The organism is Chitinophaga pinensis DSM 2588 (assembly GCF_000024005.1).
Lineage (GTDB): Bacteria > Bacteroidota > Bacteroidia > Chitinophagales > Chitinophagaceae > Chitinophaga > Chitinophaga pinensis.
This window is the reverse complement of the sequence record NC_013132.1, coordinates 5458540-5480498: the sequence shown is the minus strand read 5'-3', so window position 1 is coordinate 5480498 and position 21959 is coordinate 5458540. Positions and strand designations below refer to the sequence as shown.

Sequence of the window (21959 nt, the reverse complement as noted above, 5' to 3'; positions counted from 1 at the left end):
TTAAAAGCCTAAGAAGATACCGTTCTTCAGGGCGGCATCGTATTGCTTCTTCTCAAATTTGTAGAGGAAAGGGGAGCGGTGTGCGCCGATGTTCCTGGTTTCATCCAGCTTTTTGATGATACCGGTTGAAAGCAGCTTTCTCGTGAAGTTGCGGTTGTCCAGTGTTTTGCCAAGAATAGTCTCATACAGACTATGAATTTCCGGAAGCGTAAACTTCCGGGGCAGCAACTCATATCCGATAGGGTAGTGATAGATATCTCTTTGCAAAGCTTTCAGGGCTTCTTCAATGATCAATGCATGATCAAACATCATCCTGGGCAACTGTGCCACCGGCCACCATTCAATCGCCTCGTCAAAGGATGCTTTTTGCACCGTAACGAGCGAGAATTCCGTGAGCGTATAAAAGGCAATGGACACACTATAGTCCCGGATCCAGGCTTCCGTAGGCGGATTTAAACCCGCATTTTCAAATACTTTCTCTATGTCCAGCCACTCGTCCTTTATTCTTGTAGGACTCCCAAACGTCTTAAATTGTTCCAGGAAAAGATCTTTTAAGCCCGTCCGCATAAAAGCAATATTATGCGCGGCTTCCTCAACTGATTCTGTTTTAAGGATATAACCACCCGCTACCGTCCATTTGTCCAGGAGCTTCGGCTTTTGCAACAACACTTTCAATTCCCGGTCATGATAACCGAAGATTACATTGTCAACAGCCACATTCCTGACATACAGCTGTTCATCAAAATAAGCAGTGTCTAAATCGTTTGTACCCATATTACACAGTTGTAGTAAATACGCTTCTTTACCTGGTTCAGTGTCAGCTGTTTAGCTAATTGTCCCTTCTCCAAAGTTATATATTCTGTCATTTTGACGAAATAAATTTTGTTGATTGATAAACTCCGCTTAGATTTATTCCGTCATTTATACGTTATGAAAAGTGCTTGCTCAACCACACAGGATTGAACAGTAAGCGGATGCTTTGTCTGTTTCAATCCTGCTGTCTGCTATGTAATCGGAGCTTAACCCTGTTGATGACAATAATATCCGCGTTTAACCATCACGACAAAATATCAAAATCATGGTCAGGAGAGATCTATGGACTTTTATGCTGTTATCAGTTATTGGAACTTTCGGAACGATCTATGCCAATGCACAGACACTCCGTGTGCTTGTGTTTTCCAAAACAGAGGGCTTCCGGCATTCTTCTATTGAACCAGGAAAGGCGGCTTTTTCAAAAATGGCTGCTGAAAAAAACTTTGCGGTAGACTTCACCGAAGACGCCTCGTTCTTCAATACCGCCGTGCTCAAACGATACAGTGCAGTGGTCTTTCTCAGCACCACAGGCGATGTACTGAACGATGCACAACAACAGGAGTTTGAGCGATACATACAGGCAGGTGGTGGCTTCGTAGGTATCCATGCAGCCACAGATTGCGAATATGACTGGCCCTGGTACGGCCGGCTTGTAGGCGCCTGGTTCCTGGACCACCCCATGCCGAACAATGTCCAGAAAGGTAAGTACTATGTAACCGCTAAAAACAGCTTTGCTACCAAAGAAATGCCGGACACCTTTCAAAGGATGGACGAATTTTATAGCTTTAAACAGATAGATCCTGGTATACATCCACTGATAAAGATTGATGAAAAGAGCTATACCGGTGGCAAGAATGGCGATAATCACCCTATGAGCTGGTACCACGATTTTGACGGTGGCCGTTCCTTCTACACCAACATGGGACATACAGATGAAACATTCAAAGAAGACCTGTTCTTAAAACACCTGTATGCTGGTTTGCAATATGCAATGAGTGCCGGTAAACCTGTTACATTAGACTACTCAAAAGCGAAACCGGAAGAAAACAGGTTCACCAAAGTGATATTGGCGGAGAAACTGAATGAACCAATGGAAATATCAGTGCTGAATGATGGCCGTATATTGTTCGTTGAGCGACATGGTGCTGTAAAACTCTACAACATCAAAACAAAGCAATTAAAGACCATCGCAACCATTCCCGTAAGTACAAAATATAAAGATAAAGAAGGCAAAGAGTCAGAAGCGGAGGATGGTTTATTGGGACTGAATAAAGACCCGGACTTCGCTTCAAATCACTGGATATACCTGTATTATTCCGATCCTGCTAAACCGCAGAATATCCTTACCAGGTATACACTAAACGGCGATATACTCGACCTGAAATCCAGGAAGGTATTGCTGGAAATACCCACACAACGTGAACAATGCTGTCATACAGGAGGCTCGATTGACTGGGACGGAAAAGGTAACCTCTATCTGTCTACCGGAGATAATACGAGTCCGCGGGCGACGACCTACGCACCTATTGATGAACGTGCCGCTAGATCTCCCTGGGATGCACAGAAATCTTCTGCAAATACCAACGATTTAAGAGGTAAGATCATTCGTATTAAACCACAGCCGGATGGCTCCTATACTATTCCGGAAGGGAACCTTTTCCCGAAAGGTACTGCGAAGACACGCCCGGAAATCTATATCATGGGTGACAGAAATCCTTTCAGATTAGCAGTGGACAAGAAGTCCGGTTTCCTGTACTGGGGAGAAATCGGGCCTGACGCCAGTGACGACTCATTAAAAGGTCCCGCAGGACAAGATGAAATCAACCAGGCAAAAAAACCGGGTAACTACGGATGGCCTTATTTTGTCGGAGACAACATCGCTTATCCCAGGGTAGATTTTACCAACGAACAAGTGGGTGGTAAATTCGATCCTTCAAAACCTATCAATACATCTCCCAATAATACCGGTCTGAATGAATTACCGCCTGCAGAGAAGGCTTTTATCTGGTATCCCTACGGTGTATCTAAAGAGTTTCCTTTACTGGGAAGCGGTGGTAGAAGCGCCATGGCCGGTCCCGTTTTCTATAGTGATGATTTCAAAAAAGCACAACGTGCTTTCCCGGACTACTATGACGGAAAACTCTTGATATACGAATGGATGAGAGGATGGATCATGGCCGTAACGCTGGACAAAGACGCAAACTATGTGTCAATGGAAAGAGTGATGCCCAGCTATAAATTCAGTAATCCGATGGATATGGAGTTTGCCGCTAACGGCGATCTGTATATGCTCGAATATGGATCAGGTTGGTTTTCTGCGAATGATGATGCCAGGTTGATCCGTATCGAATACAACAGCGGTAACAGGCAACCCATGATCCGTATGTCAACAGATAAACCGGGTGGCGCCATTCCTTTAACCGTGAATCTCTCCGCCGCAGGTACCAGTGATCCGGATGGAGATACCCTGAAGTATGTATGGAAAGTCACTTCAAAGAACGGATATACCAAGACCATCGCCGGACAAGACGCTGCACTCACTTTTGCAAAACCTGGGTTGTATAAGGCCAGTCTGACTGTATCTGATGGAAAAGGTAGTACCGCTGTACAATCTATCGAACTGACTGCAGGCAACGAAGCGCCTGATGTGAGAATCGATATCGGCAGTAATAACAAGAGTTTCTTTAAGGTAGACAAAACCTATACGTATAAAGTCGATGTAAAAGACAAAGAAGACGGTTCCTTATCCGCTGGTAAAATAAAAGCTGCGGATATCGCGGTGAACATTGATTATGTAATGCCCGGACAGGACAATCAACCGCCGGCAACAGGACATAAAACAGCCCCTGTTTCCTCTACAAATACAAAAGGGCTGAAGTTGCTGACGGCAAGTGATTGCAGGGCCTGTCATACGGATTATAAAAAATCCATAGGACCGGCTTATTTCGCCGTGTCGAAGAAATATCAGGGTAATAACAGTATATTGGAAAAGCTGGTAAAAAAGACAATCACAGGTGGTAAAGGCGTATGGGGAGATGTGGCCATGCCAGCGCATCCGCAATTGTCCGCAGATGATGCCGCCGAAATGATTAAATACATCCTCGATTTATCCAAACCTAAAACCACTGTTAAGTCACTACCGGTAACAGGTACTTATGCAGCGAAGCTGCCGGCAGGAGAGAAGGGAGCCGGCCTGTTTGTCTTTAATGCCACATATACGGACAAAGGAAGTAATGGTCTGCCAGGTATTACTTCCGTAGACTCGATTACACTGCGTAATCCCAGTATCAATCCAACGAAATATGATATCGTAAAGGATGCAACGAAGATGAGCTTTAGTGGCAACAGCTTTATTATCCCCGTACAATCGGGTAGTTATATCGGTTTAAATCATATCGACCTGACAGGTATTACCGCAATAGACTTCATGGCGATGGCGCCAAAAGCACAGATCAATGCGGCAGGTGGTATTATCGAACTGCATATAGATACCCCGGATGGTAAATTGCTCGGACAAACACCCTTTATTGGCGATGCACCCGGAGGGGCTATGTTCGGCGGTAAACCGACACAGTTATCCGTTACTCCTACAAATGGCTTCCATGATATCTACCTGGTGTTCAGAAACAAAGATGCAGCACCGGGATCCTCCCTGATGATCGTTCTGAATACAACTTTCAGAATGGCAGATTAAATAGTGTTCACTCTTATTAAACCCAAACTTTCATATTATGAAGACTGTAAAATCAATTTTTCTGTTCAGCGCATTGTTCATTACCATGTCGGCCTATGTCAATGCACAATCTAAAAGCGGTGCGGATTATTTCCTGGGTAAATGGAATGTGCTGGTGAAAGGAACGCCGCAGGGCGATGCAAAACTGGTGCTGCACCTGGAGGATAAAGAAGGAAAACTGGCCGGAGTGGTATTGGATACCACAGGCAACCAGATATCTAAATTAGATTCTGTAAACCTGGCAGGGGAAGAAGTGACGGTTTATTTTAATGCAAGTGGTTACGATGTTTATATGAATCTGAAGAAAAAGGACGAAGACCATGCCACCGGCGGTATGCTGGGCATGTTTGACGCCCTGGCCGACAGGGTGAAAGTAGCCAAATAAGTCAGATATACCAGTCAAACAATAGTCAGAAAGGCTATCTGCGTCGTTAATCTTTCGCTCATGGACGAAAGATCAACGACGTAGATAGCCTTTCTGACTATAATATAGCCCTTGTCAGGCACTTATGTAAAGGGGACTCAAAAGTAGCATGGAACGTATTTGACTTTATATTATGTATGGCGTGTTTATTCCTTGGAGGAATAAGCCCGGTTTTTTGGTAAATTAGTGCCAATAAATCGTCTATAAAACCTTATGCCCCTCGAACATAGTAGCGAAAAGACTATCCATAACCAGGACCGTGCTGTGGCGCATCAATCGAATAATTCGGCCATTTCCAGACCGGCAGTACCTGCTATTCAAAAAATGTCGGAAGATAAATCAGAGGAAGAAGCAGGTATGGAAGAATTGGCAGAGGATGCCGCCATTCCTGCTAAATTCTCCTTGTCTGCAGATAATAGCAATGATATTCCTGGACTTCCCAACATACAGCCATTCCAACTCAGGTCAGGCAGCACCGCAATGGCTGCCGGCCCGGTCGTTCAGCTGAAAAAACTACTGATTACAGCACCCGGCAGAGGGAGGAAAAACGATGTTGTGATAGCAATGGAGCATGATGACTTGATAAACGCTATCCAGCCGCCCAGAGTGAGGCGTACCGCTAATGGGATGACCATTAGTATCGGAGGGAAGCCCCCTAAATATGTTCCGATCGATAATGTGATTGCTGCAGTGCAAAAAGCGATTAGGGCCATGGACGTAGATGGGAAGGTGGCCAATGAACTCAAAATGCTGCTGGAGGTACTTACCGACCAAAAGAATACCAAACCCAAGACACGAAGCAATAAGCGCAAACGGGAAGCATCACCTGTAAGGGACGTAAAACGACCAAAGAAAGATGATAAGGGAATGAGGGATCTTGAGGAGAAAAAAGTATATGAGGCGCTGGAGAAAGAGAAGAAAGATGAAGTGCAGGTCGGAGACTTTACTACTGTTGAGCAGGAAGTAAAACCTATCGGTTCGGATGAAGCACTGAAATTTGTTGCCTGGAACCTGAACCATTTTGGGGAGGGCAAAAATCTGACCGAGAAAGAAATAACAGCGAAGATAAGGGAATTCTCACCCAACGGCGGCGTAAGGGACATGAAACAATATGACAAGTATGAGCGTACCCCCGAGATGATCGACGGATTTCTGAATGTACTGGCTAAGTATGCAGGTGCACTGCCGCTTTTTACAAATACGACGGAGGTCAGTCTCCTGATGGATGCTGTCAGTAACCTGAAGTATATATTGGAAAGAGTCAGCAAAAAGAATAAGTACTATGGCGTAAAATATACCATCATCGAGGAAATTGCCGGTTCCCTGAAAAAACATTACATACTGGCGCATTCCCGGCGTTTATTAAAACAGCACCCCTCCCTCATTATGGGCTTCAACGAAGTAGGTGAAGGAGTAGATACAATGAAGCAGAAACTGGAAGACAAGACAAAAGAAAAACCTAAAGGCAGTGGCATTCAGGTAGAAAGAGGGCCACGCCTGCAGTCTATTTCGATAAGTGTACCACTTATTATAGATGCAGTTAATGTACATAACAGATTCGCGGAGAAGAAAAATTGGATACCTAACTACCTGGTGGAGAAAAAGGAACGATATAGCACATCTGATCGTTGGGATCACTTTGAGGCATATGAACGACTGGGTGAAAAGACCGACTACCTGCGCAATGGACAGATAGAGTATTATCCTGTCGCTTTTAATAGCGGCGTATTTGAATATAAAGGCGCCATGATAGTCAGTGGAACTGAAGTTATTCCGGTGGCGGACGCGGAGAACATAGTATGGACTAAAAATCCCGGGCTGGTTAAATATCACAAGTTCAGACCTATTGTCGTACACAGATTCGCATTAAAAAAAGAAAAAAAAGAGGAAGAAGGTACTGATATTACCATGGGCATGTCGGAAGGCGATAATGCGCCCGCTGAGAAGGAAGTATGGTTTGGCATGGTCCATACAAGTCCGCATGGCGACGAATTTGACAGAAGAGAAATCTATGTGAATCAACTGAGCGAATCCATACCGGCACTGAGAGACGAGGCGGCTGGCAAAAATGCGCAATTGGTCATTGGTGGTGATTATTACATCGCAGAGGAAGCATTGATCACAAGTCCTCCTAAATTACAATATGAAGATAATAACTATGTAGATGATACCGGGTTCAAGATGGATAGCTCGGAGGTCTCCCGCCGGGGCTTGAAAGCGGGCAAGTATGTGGGGAAGTCTGGCCGGGTTAAAACAGTTAAAGAGACCAACATGGAATTGGAGGGAGAGACAGAGGCAAAGACAGAGATGCCAATTGGCGCAGTAACGGCTGTAGATACTGAGATGCAACCTGAGATTGAAACAGGGGCAAAGACAGTTACGGAAATTGGCCCGGTAACTAATAAAAAACCGGAGATAGAGCTGGATGTAGAGACGGATGCAAAGGAAGGCAAGAAGAAAGAGGAAGAAGAAAATCCTTATGTGCAGGGGAAAATGAACGAAATCAGGAACATGGTACACCCCTTAACAGATGACCCATATAATTTTAAGGATACCTTAAGCAAGGAAAAGATGAAGGATGTGCGCTCCCTGACTGGTACGAATGAAAATAGCCTGGGGTTGCAAAGCGCAGATTACTTCATCATCGATCAGGCCACATCCCAAACGTATCAGACCGGGATCATAGACCCCGTTACCGGTATACCGCTTTATATGGAAAGCGATAACCGGGAAATGTCAGATGCCTGGTTCGCTTTTAGTGATCACGTACCGGTGATGCTGGTCGTATCTCCGAACGAAGATGACAAATCCGTCAACAACGCATTTGCGGGCAATAGAGGATATTTTGACAGCGATCCTTCCAGCTTGAATCTCTTTGACCTGAGATACCTTCAGATATCCAATGCAATGGCCAGGATCCGGGAGGACGTGAGTTTATACCCTAAAGAGCATGTCGATTTCCTTGAAAAGCACTTTGCCCTGTTACAGGACAGACGCAAATCAGGAATAATCGGAGATGATGCCCTGCTATTTATGAACAGGTTCATAATAGATATAGATAGCGTAATGGCGGGTAAAAAAGAAAGGATGGATATCTCCACGGAAATGTTTGAAGTGTATCAGGCAAGAGAAGCTTACATAACGACAGTTCTTTACCAGATATGGTCCGACATGTATTCAATCAGGGACAATGATGGGAATAATGATGTGCTCCTGATACATATTGACGATGTACGGATGATCCTCAAAGAGGAAAAAATAAATGCACTCCACAATAGAGGCAAAGGTATGGGCAATCAGGCATCAAAAGAAGCCAGACAGGTCCTTGAGAGATATGTACAAACATCTTCTTTGGATGCACTAGACGAAACTTTCGAAGCACTGATTACCTATCCTCCGGTGATGGATAATCTTGCACGTGAGAAAGCCCAGTATAATCTGGTGATGGATGATTTTTCACATCGGAAAGCCGAAATAACAACAGCTTTGTTACAGGGACTGATGGAGCAGATCGGGTTATATGTGAATGGAATGATGGAGGATGAGGCAACAGATAAGGGAAAGAAACAGGTAAACATCAGGAGCAACTTCAATTTGTTCGCAGAACTTATAGGGAATGCCGGAACGACGCATAAGGTACGTAAAAAGCATGACAAGAGCTTTTCTGGTGATATCTATGGAGAAAACCTGCAGGATACTACCCAGGAGCTTGCCCTCTTTGGCGGAATACCCAACAGGGGAAATGATTGTTTCATGAATTCATTGTGTCAGCTGTTGACACTGCCCGCTTATCAGGAACTGGCCCTGGATTTCGAAGTACGGGACTTTATCAATAAAATAGGTAAACCGGAGCCGATCAAAAGAATAGACGTCTGGGAGTTACGCCTGTATTTATTTGCAGTGAACCGGATTAATACGATGGGCGGACAAGAGGACGCTACCGAGCTGCTTGGCAAGCTGATGGATGAAATTGAACCACTGTTGGTAAATGATAAGCAACAATACGACGATACATTTAAAATCCTGAGTAGCTATAAACGCACCATCACCGGATCAATGCCGGATGTTACTAATGCGCCTGTAGATCAAAGTATTGTGCAATGGGTCAACAATGAAAAAACAACGGACCAGGCGCCGGAAAATATACTGTACGTACCAATTGATAGTGCAACAGGTCTCGTGAATTGGTTACAGTCTCCTAAACGACAGTATTCATTCCTGCCCGGCTTAGAATGGGCTGCTATGAACGATCAATGGCATAGTGTAATAAAGATGGAAGAAGAGGTCGTATTCAAACGTTTACCTGCCGTATTAACTATCGCATTAAATCGTTTTGGGAATGATCTGCAGAAAATCAACAAGAAATTCGAAATGCCGGTTAAATTCAGCCAGATCTCCAATGATGGTGGCATAAGAATGGAGCATTTCTACGAACTGAATGGATTTGTCTATCATCAGGGTACTACCCGCAGTGAAGGCCATTACTGGATGCATAAAAAACAAGGCGACAACTGGATGAAAGCCGAAGATGCATATGTGGACCCTTCAAATATGGAAGAATCTGACAATGAAAGAACGTTCTCCCATGACATTGACAACGCATATATCTATACCTATGTTCGTACACATACAGCGCAGCCTCAGGACATGGGTCCTGTTCCGTGGGATGGGACTTATATGGAACAGGAGAACGATGGCAACGTAGAAACACCGGTTACAGGAAGTAGTCCTAATACGAATAAGCAGCCGGAATATTTCTTCCTGTAGATGTAATAATATAACCGGAGATACAACCTCCAATCAGTATCAATCTGTTTTTAAAGTTAAAAACATGCTAAGATCACTACTGTTAACACTCACCATCCTGTCTCAAAGCCTTGTCTTTGCGCAACAGCCCATAAAACGATCGGGTAAGTACCTGGGAGAACAAACACCCGGTATGACACCGGTTAAATTTGCCCCCGGCCTGATCTCCCTGCCGGATCAACATGAATTCGGCTCTATATTTTCAGCGAACGGAGAGGAATGTTATTTTGCCGTTGATAGCAAGGGTAAAGCTGAAATCAGGCATACGAAACTGGTCGGCGGCCAATGGACAAAACCCCTGACAATACTTTCTGATAAAGTATACAGCTACAATGACCCAATGCTGTCTCCTGACGAAAGTAAACTGTTTTTTATCTCCGATCGTTCACCGGATGATACAGGTAAAAAAAAGGATTATGATATCTGGTATGTAAAGCGAAACGGAGATCGCTGGTCCGCACCAATCAATGCCGGTCCGGCCATCAACTCTTCCCGACACGAATACTATGTCTCTTTTGCTAAGAACGGCACCATGTATTTTTCGTCTAATAAACATGCCGATGCCAATAGAACAAACAACTTTGATATCTATGCTGCCCTCGCCGCACAAACAGGATTTCAACAACCTTCACGCCTCGCTGAGACCATCAATACCGGACAATATGAAGCGGATGTATTTGTAGCAGCGGATGAATCTTATATTATCTTCTCAGCGGCACATACCGACGGATATGGCGCCGGAGATCTTTACATCAGTTTCAGAAAAGCAGATGGTTCATGGAGCCACGCAAAGAATATGGGCGACACCATCAATACACCCGGTCATGAACTCTGTCCCTTTGTGACTGCAGACGGCAAATACCTGTTCTATACCAGCCGACAGGACATCTACTGGGTAGATGCCACAATCATCGATAAATTCAGATAGGAGATATTATAAAATGAAAAGCAGCATCGGATATTATCCTTTGCTGCTTTTTTATATTGAAAGCCAGAACATTTATCGCACAATCGTCACGGTACCATTAAACATAAACTTGCCGCCTTCTTCACAGATCGTCTCAATAGAATATACATAAGTCCCGATCGGCGCTACTTCATTCTTCCAGGTACCATCCCATCCTGAGGTAGCAGTATTGATCTGAAAATGCATCCTTTCAAACACCAGGCTCCCCCATCTGTCAAATACACGCATACTCACCACCTCTTTTACCCCTCTGCCTTTAGGATAGAACCATTCATTCTTGCCATCCCTGTTTGGTGAAAAGGCATTCGGAAGGAAGATTGCATCCTGGTTACAAGTCAGTTTAACCAGTACATCATCAGTCGCTTTACAACCATATTTATTTTCTACTTCTACGACATAGGTGGTTGAGAGATTCGGCATGGCCTCCGGTGTCGCACAAGTCGCACAGCTCAGGTATTGTGCCGGACTCCAATTCCATTTCACAATGTCCGGACTACCTCTTCTGCCCAGCGTAACAGGCTTACCTGCCATGACTGTCTGATCAGGACCTGCATCAACTGTGGGTGGTGCATGTACAGTCACTGCCACTGTCGTATCGCGTGTAAAGCAACCCGCCAGGTCACGACCGCTCACCTGGAAGGTGTAATTACCAGGTGTGGTAATAGAGACATGAGGGGATGCACTGTGCGTATCGTCCAGTCCCGGTCCCTTCCACTCATAATTATCGGCGCCCGCTACGCTTAATGCCAGCGCTTCTCCAAGGCATATGGCAGTATCAGGCATCGCGCGCATATTAAAAGGCTGTATCACACGAATACTTACATCGCCCGTATTGACACAACCATTAGCGTCTGTTACAGTGACCTGGTAAGTTGTATTAACAAGCGGACTGGCAACAGGAGCCGCCGCATTGGAATCACTCAGCTGTGCCGCAGGCGACCATTGATACGTCACCCCACCTGTCGCACTGATCGTCGTATTACTACCCAGACACAACATATTGTTGCCAACACTGGTAGTAACCACTGGTTTAGGTACTATATTAATACTATGGTGAGCCGTATCAATACAACCATCCTTCGTTGTAGCAATCAACTGTACCTCTGAAATACCGGATAGGCTGTAAGTCTGCTCAGCAGGTTGCTGCACATTACCGGTACTGCCGTTGCCAAAGTTCCAGTTCCAGGTCATATCCTGGGGACTTGTCACATTACCGCCAAAACTTACAGGAATGTCTACACAGGCTTTTGCGGGTCCGGTGATGCTGATCGCTGGTTTAGGGTGAACAGCGATCTTTTTGCTGACCGTCTGCGTACAACCATAAGCCGTCGTGGTATTCAATGTGAAATTATATTCCCCGGTTTTATTAAGATAGAAGCGGGGAGTAGCAGTCGTATCATTTTCTGCTACAATACCAGCATCATAGGTCCACTTATATTTTGCTTCTTTTTTCAGTTCGTCAATAGAGAAACTGTTGAATGCCGGCGTAAAACTGACCCATCCTTCATCACATACAAACTGCTGCGATGGCGTCATTTCCACTTCCAGTCTGTCTATCACAATCGGATCCTTCAGGAAAGCTGTACCCTTACAGCCTGCCTGGTCTGAGAGGATAAGACGTGGTTTATAAATACCGGGATTTTTAAAGGTATGTTTGATTGTAGAATCCGTTGTTTCAGTGACAATACCATCGGTAAAGTCCCAGGCAAAATTAACCGCCGCAACAGCGTTTACTTTAAACTCAATGTCTTTTGTCAGACAACCACCCAGCGACGAAGTCGTAATCGTTCCATATGGACCTTTTACCTCTACTTCCTGTTCATAGTCATCCTCATTGCCCGCTTCACCGATCGCCCGTAGTTTCACCTTATACCGGCCGGCATAGGTGTAAGTATGAGATGGATCGCTGATGGTAGAAAAACTGCCATCGCCAAAGTCCCAGTAAGAATCGACATAATTCGTAGAGGTATTGGTAAACCGGGCAATCACCGGCGGACATCCGCTATTGTTTACAAAAGCAGTAGTCACCGTAAAGCCTGCCCCTACACTGGATACCTTGATCGGTTTCTGCGCACTGTCCATACAACCGTTATTATCCTTTACAAGCAGTTTTACCGTATATCTGCCTTTATCCGGATATTGTTTAGCTGGACTGAATTCGGCAGAACTGCTATGATCTCCGAAGTCCCAGTGATACGTGGCCGTGCCACCTGTTTCCGTCGTATTATTAAAGAACTGTACGCTACTACCTGGTGGTATCAATGAAGCACTGGGCGTAAAGTCAGCATTAGGACCATTCACCTGCAATGACGGACCGGCAGCCGTACTGGTGCAACCATCCTGGTCGGTCACGGTTAACTTGGGATAGTAAATACCCGATTTGTTATAGGTGTATTTAAAAGGTGGTGCTGTAAATACTTTGGGCGCTGTGCCATCACCAAAATCCCAGGACCAGGTACTGATCGGCTTACCCTTGGAAACGTCTGTTTTATCAGTAAAAGCAAGCGTTGCACCACGGCATTCAGGCACACTGGGAACTAGGAACTTAGCTGCCGGACCGTGTACCTTCACCACTACCTTATTACTGGTATCAGGGCATCCCTGTACGTTATAGGCTACAAAACGGATCGTGTCAGTACCTGGCTGCAGATGCGTAAAAGCAGTACGCTGATAATCGGCGCTGTTCCAGTAAGCAGGCGTACCGTCTGAAGACGTCCATACATAAGACCATACATTTAAACCGTAGATACTTTTGTTGATAGAGGTCACGCTGGCATTCAGGGTGTCACTGCCACACAAAGTTGTTTTGCCCGTGGTGATAGTAACAGGTGATGGCGCATACACGGTGACGTTCATAGAATCCGAACTGGTACAGCTGCCGTCGGATACGGTGAGCTTCACTTTATAGGTGCCTGTTGTTTTAAAGTCGTGCTTTAACAGGCTTCTTTTCGTCGTATAAGTTTCTTCCTTTCCATCTCCCCAGCTCCATTTCCAGCTGGTCACATTGCCGGTAGATTTGTCCTCAAAGCGACCTTCTGTCCGGTTGTTACAGTCCACCGACTGCATCACAAACCTTGGGAAAGGATTGACAGCCGTGATATAAGCAGGTTTGGTTATTTTCTCTGTACAGCTGTGATTGGAAACGGTCAGCGTAACAGAATAGGTCCCCGGTTTCTTGTAGCTGTGTGTGGTGTTCTGCGAAGAACCAGGAGCCGTATTGTCTCCGAAATCCCATGACCAGCCATTGCCTACATCCGTTGTACCCTTAAAATGTACGGTATTGCTACCACAGATCTCCGGTGCTTCCGGAGAGGAAAAATCAGGTTTAGGTTTGATATATACTTTAATGGAATTAACAGAATAGAGGCTGACGGTTCCTTTACACCCATTTTTAGATACATAGGTCAGCGATACAGGATAGGTACCTTCATTATCATAGGTATGTGTCGGATTAGCCTCGGTAGAGGTACTGCCATCTCCCAGATCCCACGCATAGCTGATAATACTGTCGCCGATACTGATATAAGCGCTGAACCGGGTCGTTAAACCCACACAACCTTCCGGTTTACTGGCATAGGTAAAGACTTCCGTTTTAGCCAGGTTTACCGTCTGCAATACGGAGGCGGAGCAACCGGACGCACTGCTGGCAGTAAGCTGGATATCAAAAGAACCTAAGGTATTATATACAGGAGCGGGCTGCTGTTGTGTAGAGGTCGCGCCGTTACCAAAGTCCCAGTGCCAGCTGTCAGCCCCTTCTGATTTGTCGGTGAGTTTCACTGTAACAGGCGCATCACAGATAGGTTTTACTTCAGTCGTGAATGCTGGTTTGGGCGCGGCAATAACGGTCAGTTCTTTAGTGATCGTCTCTTTACATTTACCATATTCAGCCGTCATCGTCACCTTTACAGTACCTGTACTGTCAGGCGTAAACAGGGCAGTAGCGCCATTGCTGATGATACTGCCTTTGTCAACGCTCCAGGTGACGTTATCAGCAACAGGCTGGTTGTTTGCAGTGAAAGTCGCAGTGCTGTTTTCACAGACTTTAGCCGGCAACTGTATGTCTGTTTTGAAATTGGCGACATTGATATCACCTGATGACTTAGTATCAATACATCCTTTATCACTGGTAACGGTGAGTTTAACATTATAAACGCCTTTCTTCATGTATTGATGCGTACCAGGGTTATTCCCTGTAGCGGTGGCGCCGTCTCCAAAATCCCATTTATAAGTAAGATTCCCCGGCCCTGTACTGGTATTCTCAATGCTTAGTGCACCAGGCGCCGTACAAAGGAATTTATCAGATACTTTGAAGTCCGCTTTTAACGCCGCGGATACATCTACAATCTTACTGATCCTTTTAGAAGCCGTACAACCATTACTATTGGTAACGGTCAATGTGATAGTAGGAGATAAGGCATTATTATATACATGTACAGGGTTACTGCCATTACCGATAGCGCCATCCCCGAAATCCCAGGTATAGGTGGTCATCGTGCCATTTACAGGATCAGATTTGTCTGTAAACTTTACCTCCAGCGGCATACAGCCAGTCGCCGGACTCGCGGTAAAATCCGGTTTGGGCTTCTCCCACACGGTCACCGTCTTTGTAATGTTGCTGGAATTGCCTGCTGCGTCTCTCACCGTAAGCAGTATCTTATAAATACCGGGAGAGGTATAGGCAGCGCTCGGACGTTGCTCATTGGAGGTAAATCCATTACCGAAATCCCATTGCCAGGACACGGGATTACCAGTGGACTTATCAGTAAATGTTGTTATCAGGCTTTCGCAATCACTTGTTTTGCCTGGAGTGAAATCCGCCTTTAGTTGAGCATGGACAGAATTGGTTAAGGACATGGCACTCCAAAGCAGCGCAAATGCGAGGGCATTGCCTGACATGGTCATGGTTTTGAAGGACATAGTATATGGTTCGGATATGAAATTAACGAAATTCCAAATCCCGGTTATAGCACACAAGTGTTACATTATGAGTGAGTTAGGAGCAGTCTTATGCAGCCAAGGCAACAGTCGCGTATGCTTCGCTTGTCAGTTGATTGAATATGTGCATTAAAGAGATAGTCTTAATTTTATATGCTAATTGATTGTTAGATGTCCTAGTCATAATTATTTTTACATTTTGGTAAATAATGTTTGTTTTTAAACTGATTTACAGTCCTGGAAGGATACAAAAAAAGGAAGTATCAAAGATATCTCTGATACTTCCGGCGGATGCTTTTGCATCAGGTAATCATATATACATTTCTCTTAATGGCTTTTGAATAGGGGCAGCAGAGATAGGATATAATACTCAATAGAATACTTAACTTAGTGGCCCGTATGAAAAAACTGATCTCCATTACCATCCTGCTGTTTAGTCTGAACAGCTATTGCCAGCATGTATATTATATCAATCCAGATACCGGAAATGACCAGAACACAGGTACAGCCACAACAGAGGCATGGAAGAGTTTTAAACGCCTGGAAACACTAAGTGCAGGTACAACCGTAGAATTGCTCGCAGGCGGTGCATTTGACCAGTCTATGCTGATCAGGGCCAAAGGCACACAGCAATCACCTGTTAAGATAAAGTTTGCGCCGGGCGATTATCATTTCTACAGCGATCACATAGAGAAAAGACAATTACATATTTCCAATACGAATGACCGGCCCTACGAGCCTAAGGCGATTGCCCTGTTCTTCGACAGCTGCCGTTATGTACAGGTAGTAGGAACCGGCGCCAGAGTAATCCTCCATGGGAAGATGATAGAGACCTTTGTCAATCATTGCGATCATATCAGCATCTCCGGTCTGAGCTTTGATTACAATCGCCCCACCGTTTCCGAGTTACAGATCACCAATGTCGGAGAAGGCTACGCAGATGCGCTGATTCATCCCGATTCAAAATACAGTATAAAAGACAGTCTGATCACCTGGATAGGAGATGGCTGGCAGTATCAGCCGGATGGCTACTGGCAGGTATTAAATCCACTGACCAATGACTTATCGCGTATGGATATGCCGATGGCTGCACTGCGTTTTGTACAGCTTAAAGACAGGGCCGTGCGGATCTATTTTAAGAAAGAAGCAGGCTTTAAAAAAGGATTCGTGTATCAGAACCGGGATGTCACACGCGATTGTGCCGCCTTTTTTATGCAATACAGCAAAAACATTCAACTCGATAATATCAGGCTCTGTTTCATGCATGGCATGGGCGTAGTAAGCCAGTATTGTGAGAATATCCGCATGAACAGCGTAGTAGTCAGACCAGATGGAAAATCAGGCCGCACCTGCGCTGCATGGGCCGATATCCTGCACTTCGCTGGTTGTAGCGGGAAAGTCGAAGTAGCAAATGCTTACCTTTCTGCCGCAAATGACGATGCAATTAATGTACATGGTATTCACCTTCAGATCACTGAGATTCAGCAGGATAATAAGATAAAGGTAAAGTTCGCCCACGGACAAACATTTGGTTTTGATGCATTCGCAGCACAGGATAGTATCGCGCTCATTGGCGGGGAAAGTCTGCTGGCTATACAGGATAATCAGGTACAGACCGTAGAAAGAATCAATGATAAGGAGTTCCTGCTTACCCTCTCTAAGCCGGTTGCTGCCGAAGTGAAACCCGGTGATGCCGTAGAAAATGTCAGTGCTACGCCCGAAGTCTGGATACATCGTACCACGATCACCCGTATACCTACCCGTGGCATCCTGACCACCACACGGCGTAAAGTATTGATCGAGAACAACCGCTTTGAAAACATCCGTATGAGCGGGATTTTCATCAATGATGATGCTTCCGGCTGGTTTGAATCAGGTATGGTGAAAGACGTAACTATCCGGAAAAACGAATTTCTGCATTGCGGAGAACCGGTTATCAGTGTTCACCCGGAAAATACTGTCAGCGGAAACACCGCGGTTCACAGTAACATAACAGTATCGGGCAATTCTTTCTGGCTGCATAGCGCCCGTTTACTGGAAGCAAAGAGTACCAGCAACATAAAAATTACAGGTAACAACTTGTATCATGCATCGTCAGTAGATAGTGTATTGAAATTTGTTGACTGTTCCGGTGTATTCGTGTCTGGTAACCGACTCCGGCGGAAATAATCATAAAGCACTATATTGTCTCCGTGCTACCTATAGCACTACACTCAATTAAACCCAACACAACATCAATGATCCCTTCACCGGAGATAGAAAATATACTATTCAGACCTGCTGTAAATCTTTACGAACTAAGCGCATTTACCGGCCATAAACATGCCTTCGGATATGGTGGTTTTCAGGAGATACATTGGCTGAATACCCCCGGACCCATTTATACAACTTATACAGATAATTGCGGCACCGGCCAGCCTGCAGCGATGGACAATGTGGGTGGTGATGGGGATTACCATGAAGTCATATTCAAACAACCGGTGACGAAAGAAGAACTGATCGCAACAGTGATTGCCGGTGTAATCGACCCTTTTGGCGCTTATTTTATCGACGGTAGCCAACATTGGAACAAGGATAACATTTTCGAATGGTGGGATAAAAGCAAAGAGCGGGTGCAGTATGTCATAAACAGGTATGACGACGAACTGAATCTACCGGAAGAACCACACATTAGTAAATGGGACTTTAACGGGGAAATCCGCCATTATCATCTTTTGGGCCCCGTTAAGCCCATTCCTGAAAACTACAGATCCTGGCTGGATTTTTACCAATCCGGTATGAAAAACTACCTGGAATGGTATCTGTGTAAACTCCATGCAAAAGCATATATGCTGCCATTACTGGAATTTGACTGGTCCCGGAAAGAAGCGCTGGACAAAATATTGGCTGAAAAGATAGCGAAACCTTGATCGCCTGACTTTAAAACTGTATCGATCTCACATCAACACTGGAGGCACCAAAATACCCCAGGGCGCCATTGGATATATTAGAAGGTGGATTGGAGGGGGTACCTGAGGTTCCGCCGTTTGCTTGCAATACATTAAAATAGTTATAGATATTCCTGTCTACATTTGCCATGATGACTTTCACGACATCTTCCTTCTGTATATACGCGCTGTCCATATACAGCTGGTGTCTGACAAAATTGCCATCGCTTAGTCGGTCATCCAGCGCATAAAATGCCTGGTAAGGCACATCATTCACCAGTAAAGAAAAGACATAGTAATTCTTCACATTGGGCGGATCCTGGAAATTTACCTGCGGCAGATTTCTGGTCTCTTCCAATATTTTCGTCTGCGTAAATGAAATGCCCTTCATCGTTACCAGATTAGGCATCGTAGAGGTGGCGATGTATTCCTCCCCATCGATATTGACATACATTTTGTAGGTATGGCCCATCTGACCAACGAGATAAGCTGATATGTAAACGCCTGCGTCAATGGGAGATTCGTAGAAGCGGTATAGTTTATTGTCCGTACTGTCCAGCACATACACGCCTGCACCGGAAACCGCCGGATAAGTGTTTTCTGCATCAAATGGCACGGTGCGGTTAATCCTGATATAATAAGGGTCTCCACCATTTGTAATGGTGCCCTGAATGACGATCTGCGAAGGAGCAGATCTAAGTTGTACGTCGATATTTTTTGTACAACCAATCAGTAATGTGAGCAGCAGAACGGATGTAAAAATAGTCTTCATACTAAAACGAGAAATTATAGGTGATAGAAGGCACCCAGCGGAAAAGCGCCGTTTGCCGGGCAATAGTACGTGCCGGGTTACCCGGATCATTCTTGAATTCTATGATATACGGATTCTCTTTTCCGTAGGCATTATATACAGAAAAGTTCCAGCTGCTGTTCCAGCCTTTTCCCTTTTTCCCATCTATCGTGACACCCACATCTAAACGATGGTAAGCAGGCATACGATAACCATTCCGCTCTGCATACAGAAATACCGTCTGTCCGTTGATTTCGTACTTGCCACTCGGAAAAGTCACTGCATTACCGGTATTGTATACCCAGTTGCCAGAAAGGGCGACTTTCCTGCTTAACTGGTAACTGGATACAATCGCAAGATTATGGGTCTGGTCCTGATGCGCCGGATACCAGTAACCGCTATTGATCGCATTTACCTGCCGCTCTGTACGGGATAAGGTGTAACTCACCCAGCCGCTCAGGCGGCCGGACTTCTTCTTTGCAAACAGCTCCAGTCCATAAGCCCTGCCTTTCCCATACAACAACTGCGACTCGACATTATTGTTGATCGTGAGCGCCGCACCATCTTTAAAGTCAATCTGGTTTTGCAGCTGTTTGTAATATACTTCACCAGACAGCTCATAACGGCCATTACGCAGATGACGGTAATAACCGAAGGAAAGCTGATCTGCAATCTCCGGCTTTACATTCGGACTGCTTAGTATCCAAAGGTCCGTCGGACTGGTAGTCGCAGAATTACTGATCAGGTGCACATTTTGCGTATTCCGGGCATAGGCGAATTTTACAGAACTGACACTATCCAGCTGGTAACTTGCGGCGGCTCTTGGTTCCAGGTTAATGTAGGTCTTGACCAGTTCTCCGCTGGCATACTTAGTGGAATCGGTGATATTTCCTCCCGCGTCATAAGTATAAAAATTTCCCGGACCGAATACATTAAAGACAGACAAACGCAGACCATAATTCACACTCCATTGCCCCATACTTTTTTCGTGATTGATATAAGCGGCACTTTCAAGCGCATATTTCTTGTCGAGTGCCGCCGCATTATAATTGGAGGACTCGCTGGCATCAAGGATTCCCGGACTCAGGTTATGATGCGTAGTGGTAAAGCCAAAGTTCAGCTTATCATTGCCCGACATGAAATATTGCAGATCTTCTTTCAGCGAAAAATCCCTGATCTTGGAAATGATCTTCATGTTACTTGAGTTATCTGCCACCTCTATGTTATTGTTGTAATCGCTGTAAAGCAGGGTCGTATTGGAGAACAGATGACTATTGAAATTGTGGTTCCAGCGGAATGTCCCCGTGGTGTTGCCATAATACAAGGCCAGTTGATCCGACAACTTCAGATTGTCCTTGCCGTTGTAATACGAAATAAAGATCCTGTTATGATCATTCAGGTTATAATTGGCCTTTGCATTGAGATCGTAAAAATAAAGATTCGACTTCTTAACATCTTTGTTGTCAGAGAGCCTCAGAAATACGTCGGCATAAGTACGGCGGCCACTAACAATAAAAGACCCTTTGTCTTTTACAACAGGCCCTTCCAGGTTCAGCCGCGATGCAATGATACCAAGTCCGCCGCTACCATGGAACTGCTGATTGTTGCCGTCTTTCGTCCTGACATCTACCACAGATGAAAGACGGCCGCCATATTCCGCCGGCATAGCGCCTTTATATAAAGTGAGGTCTTTGATTGCGTCGGAATTGAACGTAGAAAAGAAACCCATTAAATGCGTCGCATTATACACCGGCGCATCGTCTAATAACAAGAGGTTTTCATCAATATTACCACCGCGTACATAGAATCCGCCACTTCCTTCACCGGCGGACTTTATACCCGGTAATAACTGTATCGTTTTAATAATATCCTTTTCTCCGAGAAACACCGGCACATTCGCCATTTCAGCCGTGCTGAGTTTTTGTAATCCCATTTGTGCCTTCGCCAGTGTGTTATGCGTGCTTTCTGATGTAATGACAACTTCAGATAGTTGTCCGCTGACAGGCAACAGCGATATATTCCTGGTAAGATCATTGCTTAATGTCAGTGCGATCGTATCGGGCTTATATCCAGTATAACTGACAACTAATCTATATGAACCCTCCGGCACGACAATCGCATAGAACCCGAAATTATTACTGCTGCTGTTATACCTGGATTGTGGCAGAATACGTATAGAGGCGCCTATCAGTGTTTCCCCTGTCGTTTTATCACGTATGATACCGCTAATTGTATACTTATGCTGAGCAAGGGCTTGTAGACTACTTATCGTGGAAAAGAATAAAGCCAGTACAGCAAATTTTTTCTGCATAAGATCGGGTCTGTTTTGTAGGTATATGTTAGTTGGCTGCCACAATTTAACATTAAGGTTGTATATCTTATGTTAAAATTGAATATGCCTGTTACTTTTTCTTATCCCCTTTATCCGCTGCGCTCAAAAATGTTTGAACTTTATTTACCTTTCCTGTGTTAACACAATAACTCAGATAATCATCGGTCATCAGTTTTCAGGCACTACACTGTAGCACATTTAGTTTTTAGCACCAAAACCTATTATCAGACGA

Annotated in this window: 10 protein-coding genes; 6 read left to right on the top strand and 4 right to left on the bottom strand. The window is 44.9% G+C overall.

The window, feature by feature from the left end; genetic code table 11:
- Positions 1 to 774, bottom strand: a complete 774-nt coding sequence (locus CPIN_RS21835; protein ID WP_012792014.1) for an NUDIX hydrolase — start codon at positions 772 to 774, stop codon at positions 1 to 3.
- A gap of 304 nt (positions 775 to 1078) precedes the next feature.
- Between CPIN_RS21835 and CPIN_RS21830 the strand changes: the two genes are divergently transcribed.
- The 4 genes from CPIN_RS21830 to CPIN_RS21815 all read left to right on the top strand — a co-directional run bounded on the left by CPIN_RS21830 (position 1079) and on the right by CPIN_RS21815 (position 10704).
- The gene (locus CPIN_RS21830; protein WP_012792012.1) at positions 1079 to 4507 is read left to right on the top strand and encodes a ThuA domain-containing protein; all 3429 of its coding nucleotides are present in this window, start codon (positions 1079 to 1081) and stop codon (positions 4505 to 4507) included.
- 37 nt (positions 4508 to 4544) lie between these two features.
- On the top strand, positions 4545 to 4931 hold the full coding sequence (locus CPIN_RS21825) for a hypothetical protein (RefSeq protein WP_012792011.1): 387 nt from the start codon (positions 4545 to 4547) through the stop codon (positions 4929 to 4931).
- A gap of 252 nt (positions 4932 to 5183) precedes the next feature.
- Positions 5184 to 9737 carry a ubiquitin carboxyl-terminal hydrolase family protein gene (locus tag CPIN_RS21820; RefSeq protein ID WP_012792010.1) on the top strand — a complete coding sequence of 1518 codons (4554 nt, stop codon included), beginning with the start codon at positions 5184 to 5186 and terminating at the stop codon, positions 9735 to 9737.
- A gap of 64 nt (positions 9738 to 9801) precedes the next feature.
- Positions 9802 to 10704: a PD40 domain-containing protein gene (locus CPIN_RS21815; protein ID WP_012792009.1), complete on the top strand. Its 903-nt coding sequence runs from the start codon at positions 9802 to 9804 to the stop codon at positions 10702 to 10704.
- A 72-nt stretch (positions 10705 to 10776) separates the two neighbouring features.
- Here CPIN_RS21815 and CPIN_RS21810 read toward each other — a convergent pair whose 3' ends face one another.
- Positions 10777 to 15660 carry a T9SS C-terminal target domain-containing protein gene (locus CPIN_RS21810; protein ID WP_044219400.1) on the bottom strand — a complete coding sequence of 1628 codons (4884 nt, stop codon included), beginning with the start codon at positions 15658 to 15660 and terminating at the stop codon, positions 10777 to 10779.
- A 417-nt stretch (positions 15661 to 16077) separates the two neighbouring features.
- Between CPIN_RS21810 and CPIN_RS21805 the strand changes: the two genes are divergently transcribed.
- Together CPIN_RS21805 and CPIN_RS36890 are read left to right on the top strand one after the other, a co-directional pair.
- Positions 16078 to 17847 carry a right-handed parallel beta-helix repeat-containing protein gene (locus CPIN_RS21805; protein WP_012792006.1) on the top strand — a complete coding sequence of 590 codons (1770 nt, stop codon included), beginning with the start codon at positions 16078 to 16080 and terminating at the stop codon, positions 17845 to 17847.
- Between the two features lie 68 nt (positions 17848 to 17915).
- On the top strand, positions 17916 to 18587 hold the full coding sequence (locus CPIN_RS36890) for a hypothetical protein (protein WP_012792005.1): 672 nt from the start codon (positions 17916 to 17918) through the stop codon (positions 18585 to 18587).
- 10 nt (positions 18588 to 18597) lie between these two features.
- On the opposite strand, the gene CPIN_RS21795 is transcribed toward CPIN_RS36890, so the two are convergent.
- Complete coding sequence (locus CPIN_RS21795; RefSeq protein WP_012792004.1) at positions 18598 to 19377, bottom strand: DUF4249 domain-containing protein; 780 nt, start codon at positions 19375 to 19377, stop codon at positions 18598 to 18600.
- Position 19378: 1 nt separating this feature from the next.
- Positions 19379 to 21706, bottom strand: a complete 2328-nt coding sequence (locus CPIN_RS21790) for a TonB-dependent receptor (protein ID WP_012792003.1) — start codon at positions 21704 to 21706, stop codon at positions 19379 to 19381.
- Between the last annotated feature and the right edge of the window lie 253 nt (positions 21707 to 21959).

Coding starts and splice junctions, on each gene's coding strand:
- CPIN_RS21810 (WP_044219400.1), bottom strand. CDS start 15,660: ATGTCCTTCAAAACCATGACCATGTCAGGCAATGCCCTCGCATTTGCG.
- CPIN_RS21790 (WP_012792003.1), bottom strand. CDS start 21,706: ATGCAGAAAAAATTTGCTGTACTGGCTTTATTCTTTTCCACGATAAGT.
- CPIN_RS21835 (WP_012792014.1), bottom strand. CDS start 774: ATGGGTACAAACGATTTAGACACTGCTTATTTTGATGAACAGCTGTAT.
- CPIN_RS21830 (WP_012792012.1), top strand. CDS start 1,079: ATGGTCAGGAGAGATCTATGGACTTTTATGCTGTTATCAGTTATTGGA.
- CPIN_RS21805 (WP_012792006.1), top strand. CDS start 16,078: ATGAAAAAACTGATCTCCATTACCATCCTGCTGTTTAGTCTGAACAGC.
- CPIN_RS21820 (WP_012792010.1), top strand. CDS start 5,184: ATGCCCCTCGAACATAGTAGCGAAAAGACTATCCATAACCAGGACCGT.
- CPIN_RS21825 (WP_012792011.1), top strand. CDS start 4,545: ATGAAGACTGTAAAATCAATTTTTCTGTTCAGCGCATTGTTCATTACC.
- CPIN_RS21795 (WP_012792004.1), bottom strand. CDS start 19,377: ATGAAGACTATTTTTACATCCGTTCTGCTGCTCACATTACTGATTGGT.
- CPIN_RS36890 (WP_012792005.1), top strand. CDS start 17,916: ATGATCCCTTCACCGGAGATAGAAAATATACTATTCAGACCTGCTGTA.
- CPIN_RS21815 (WP_012792009.1), top strand. CDS start 9,802: ATGCTAAGATCACTACTGTTAACACTCACCATCCTGTCTCAAAGCCTT.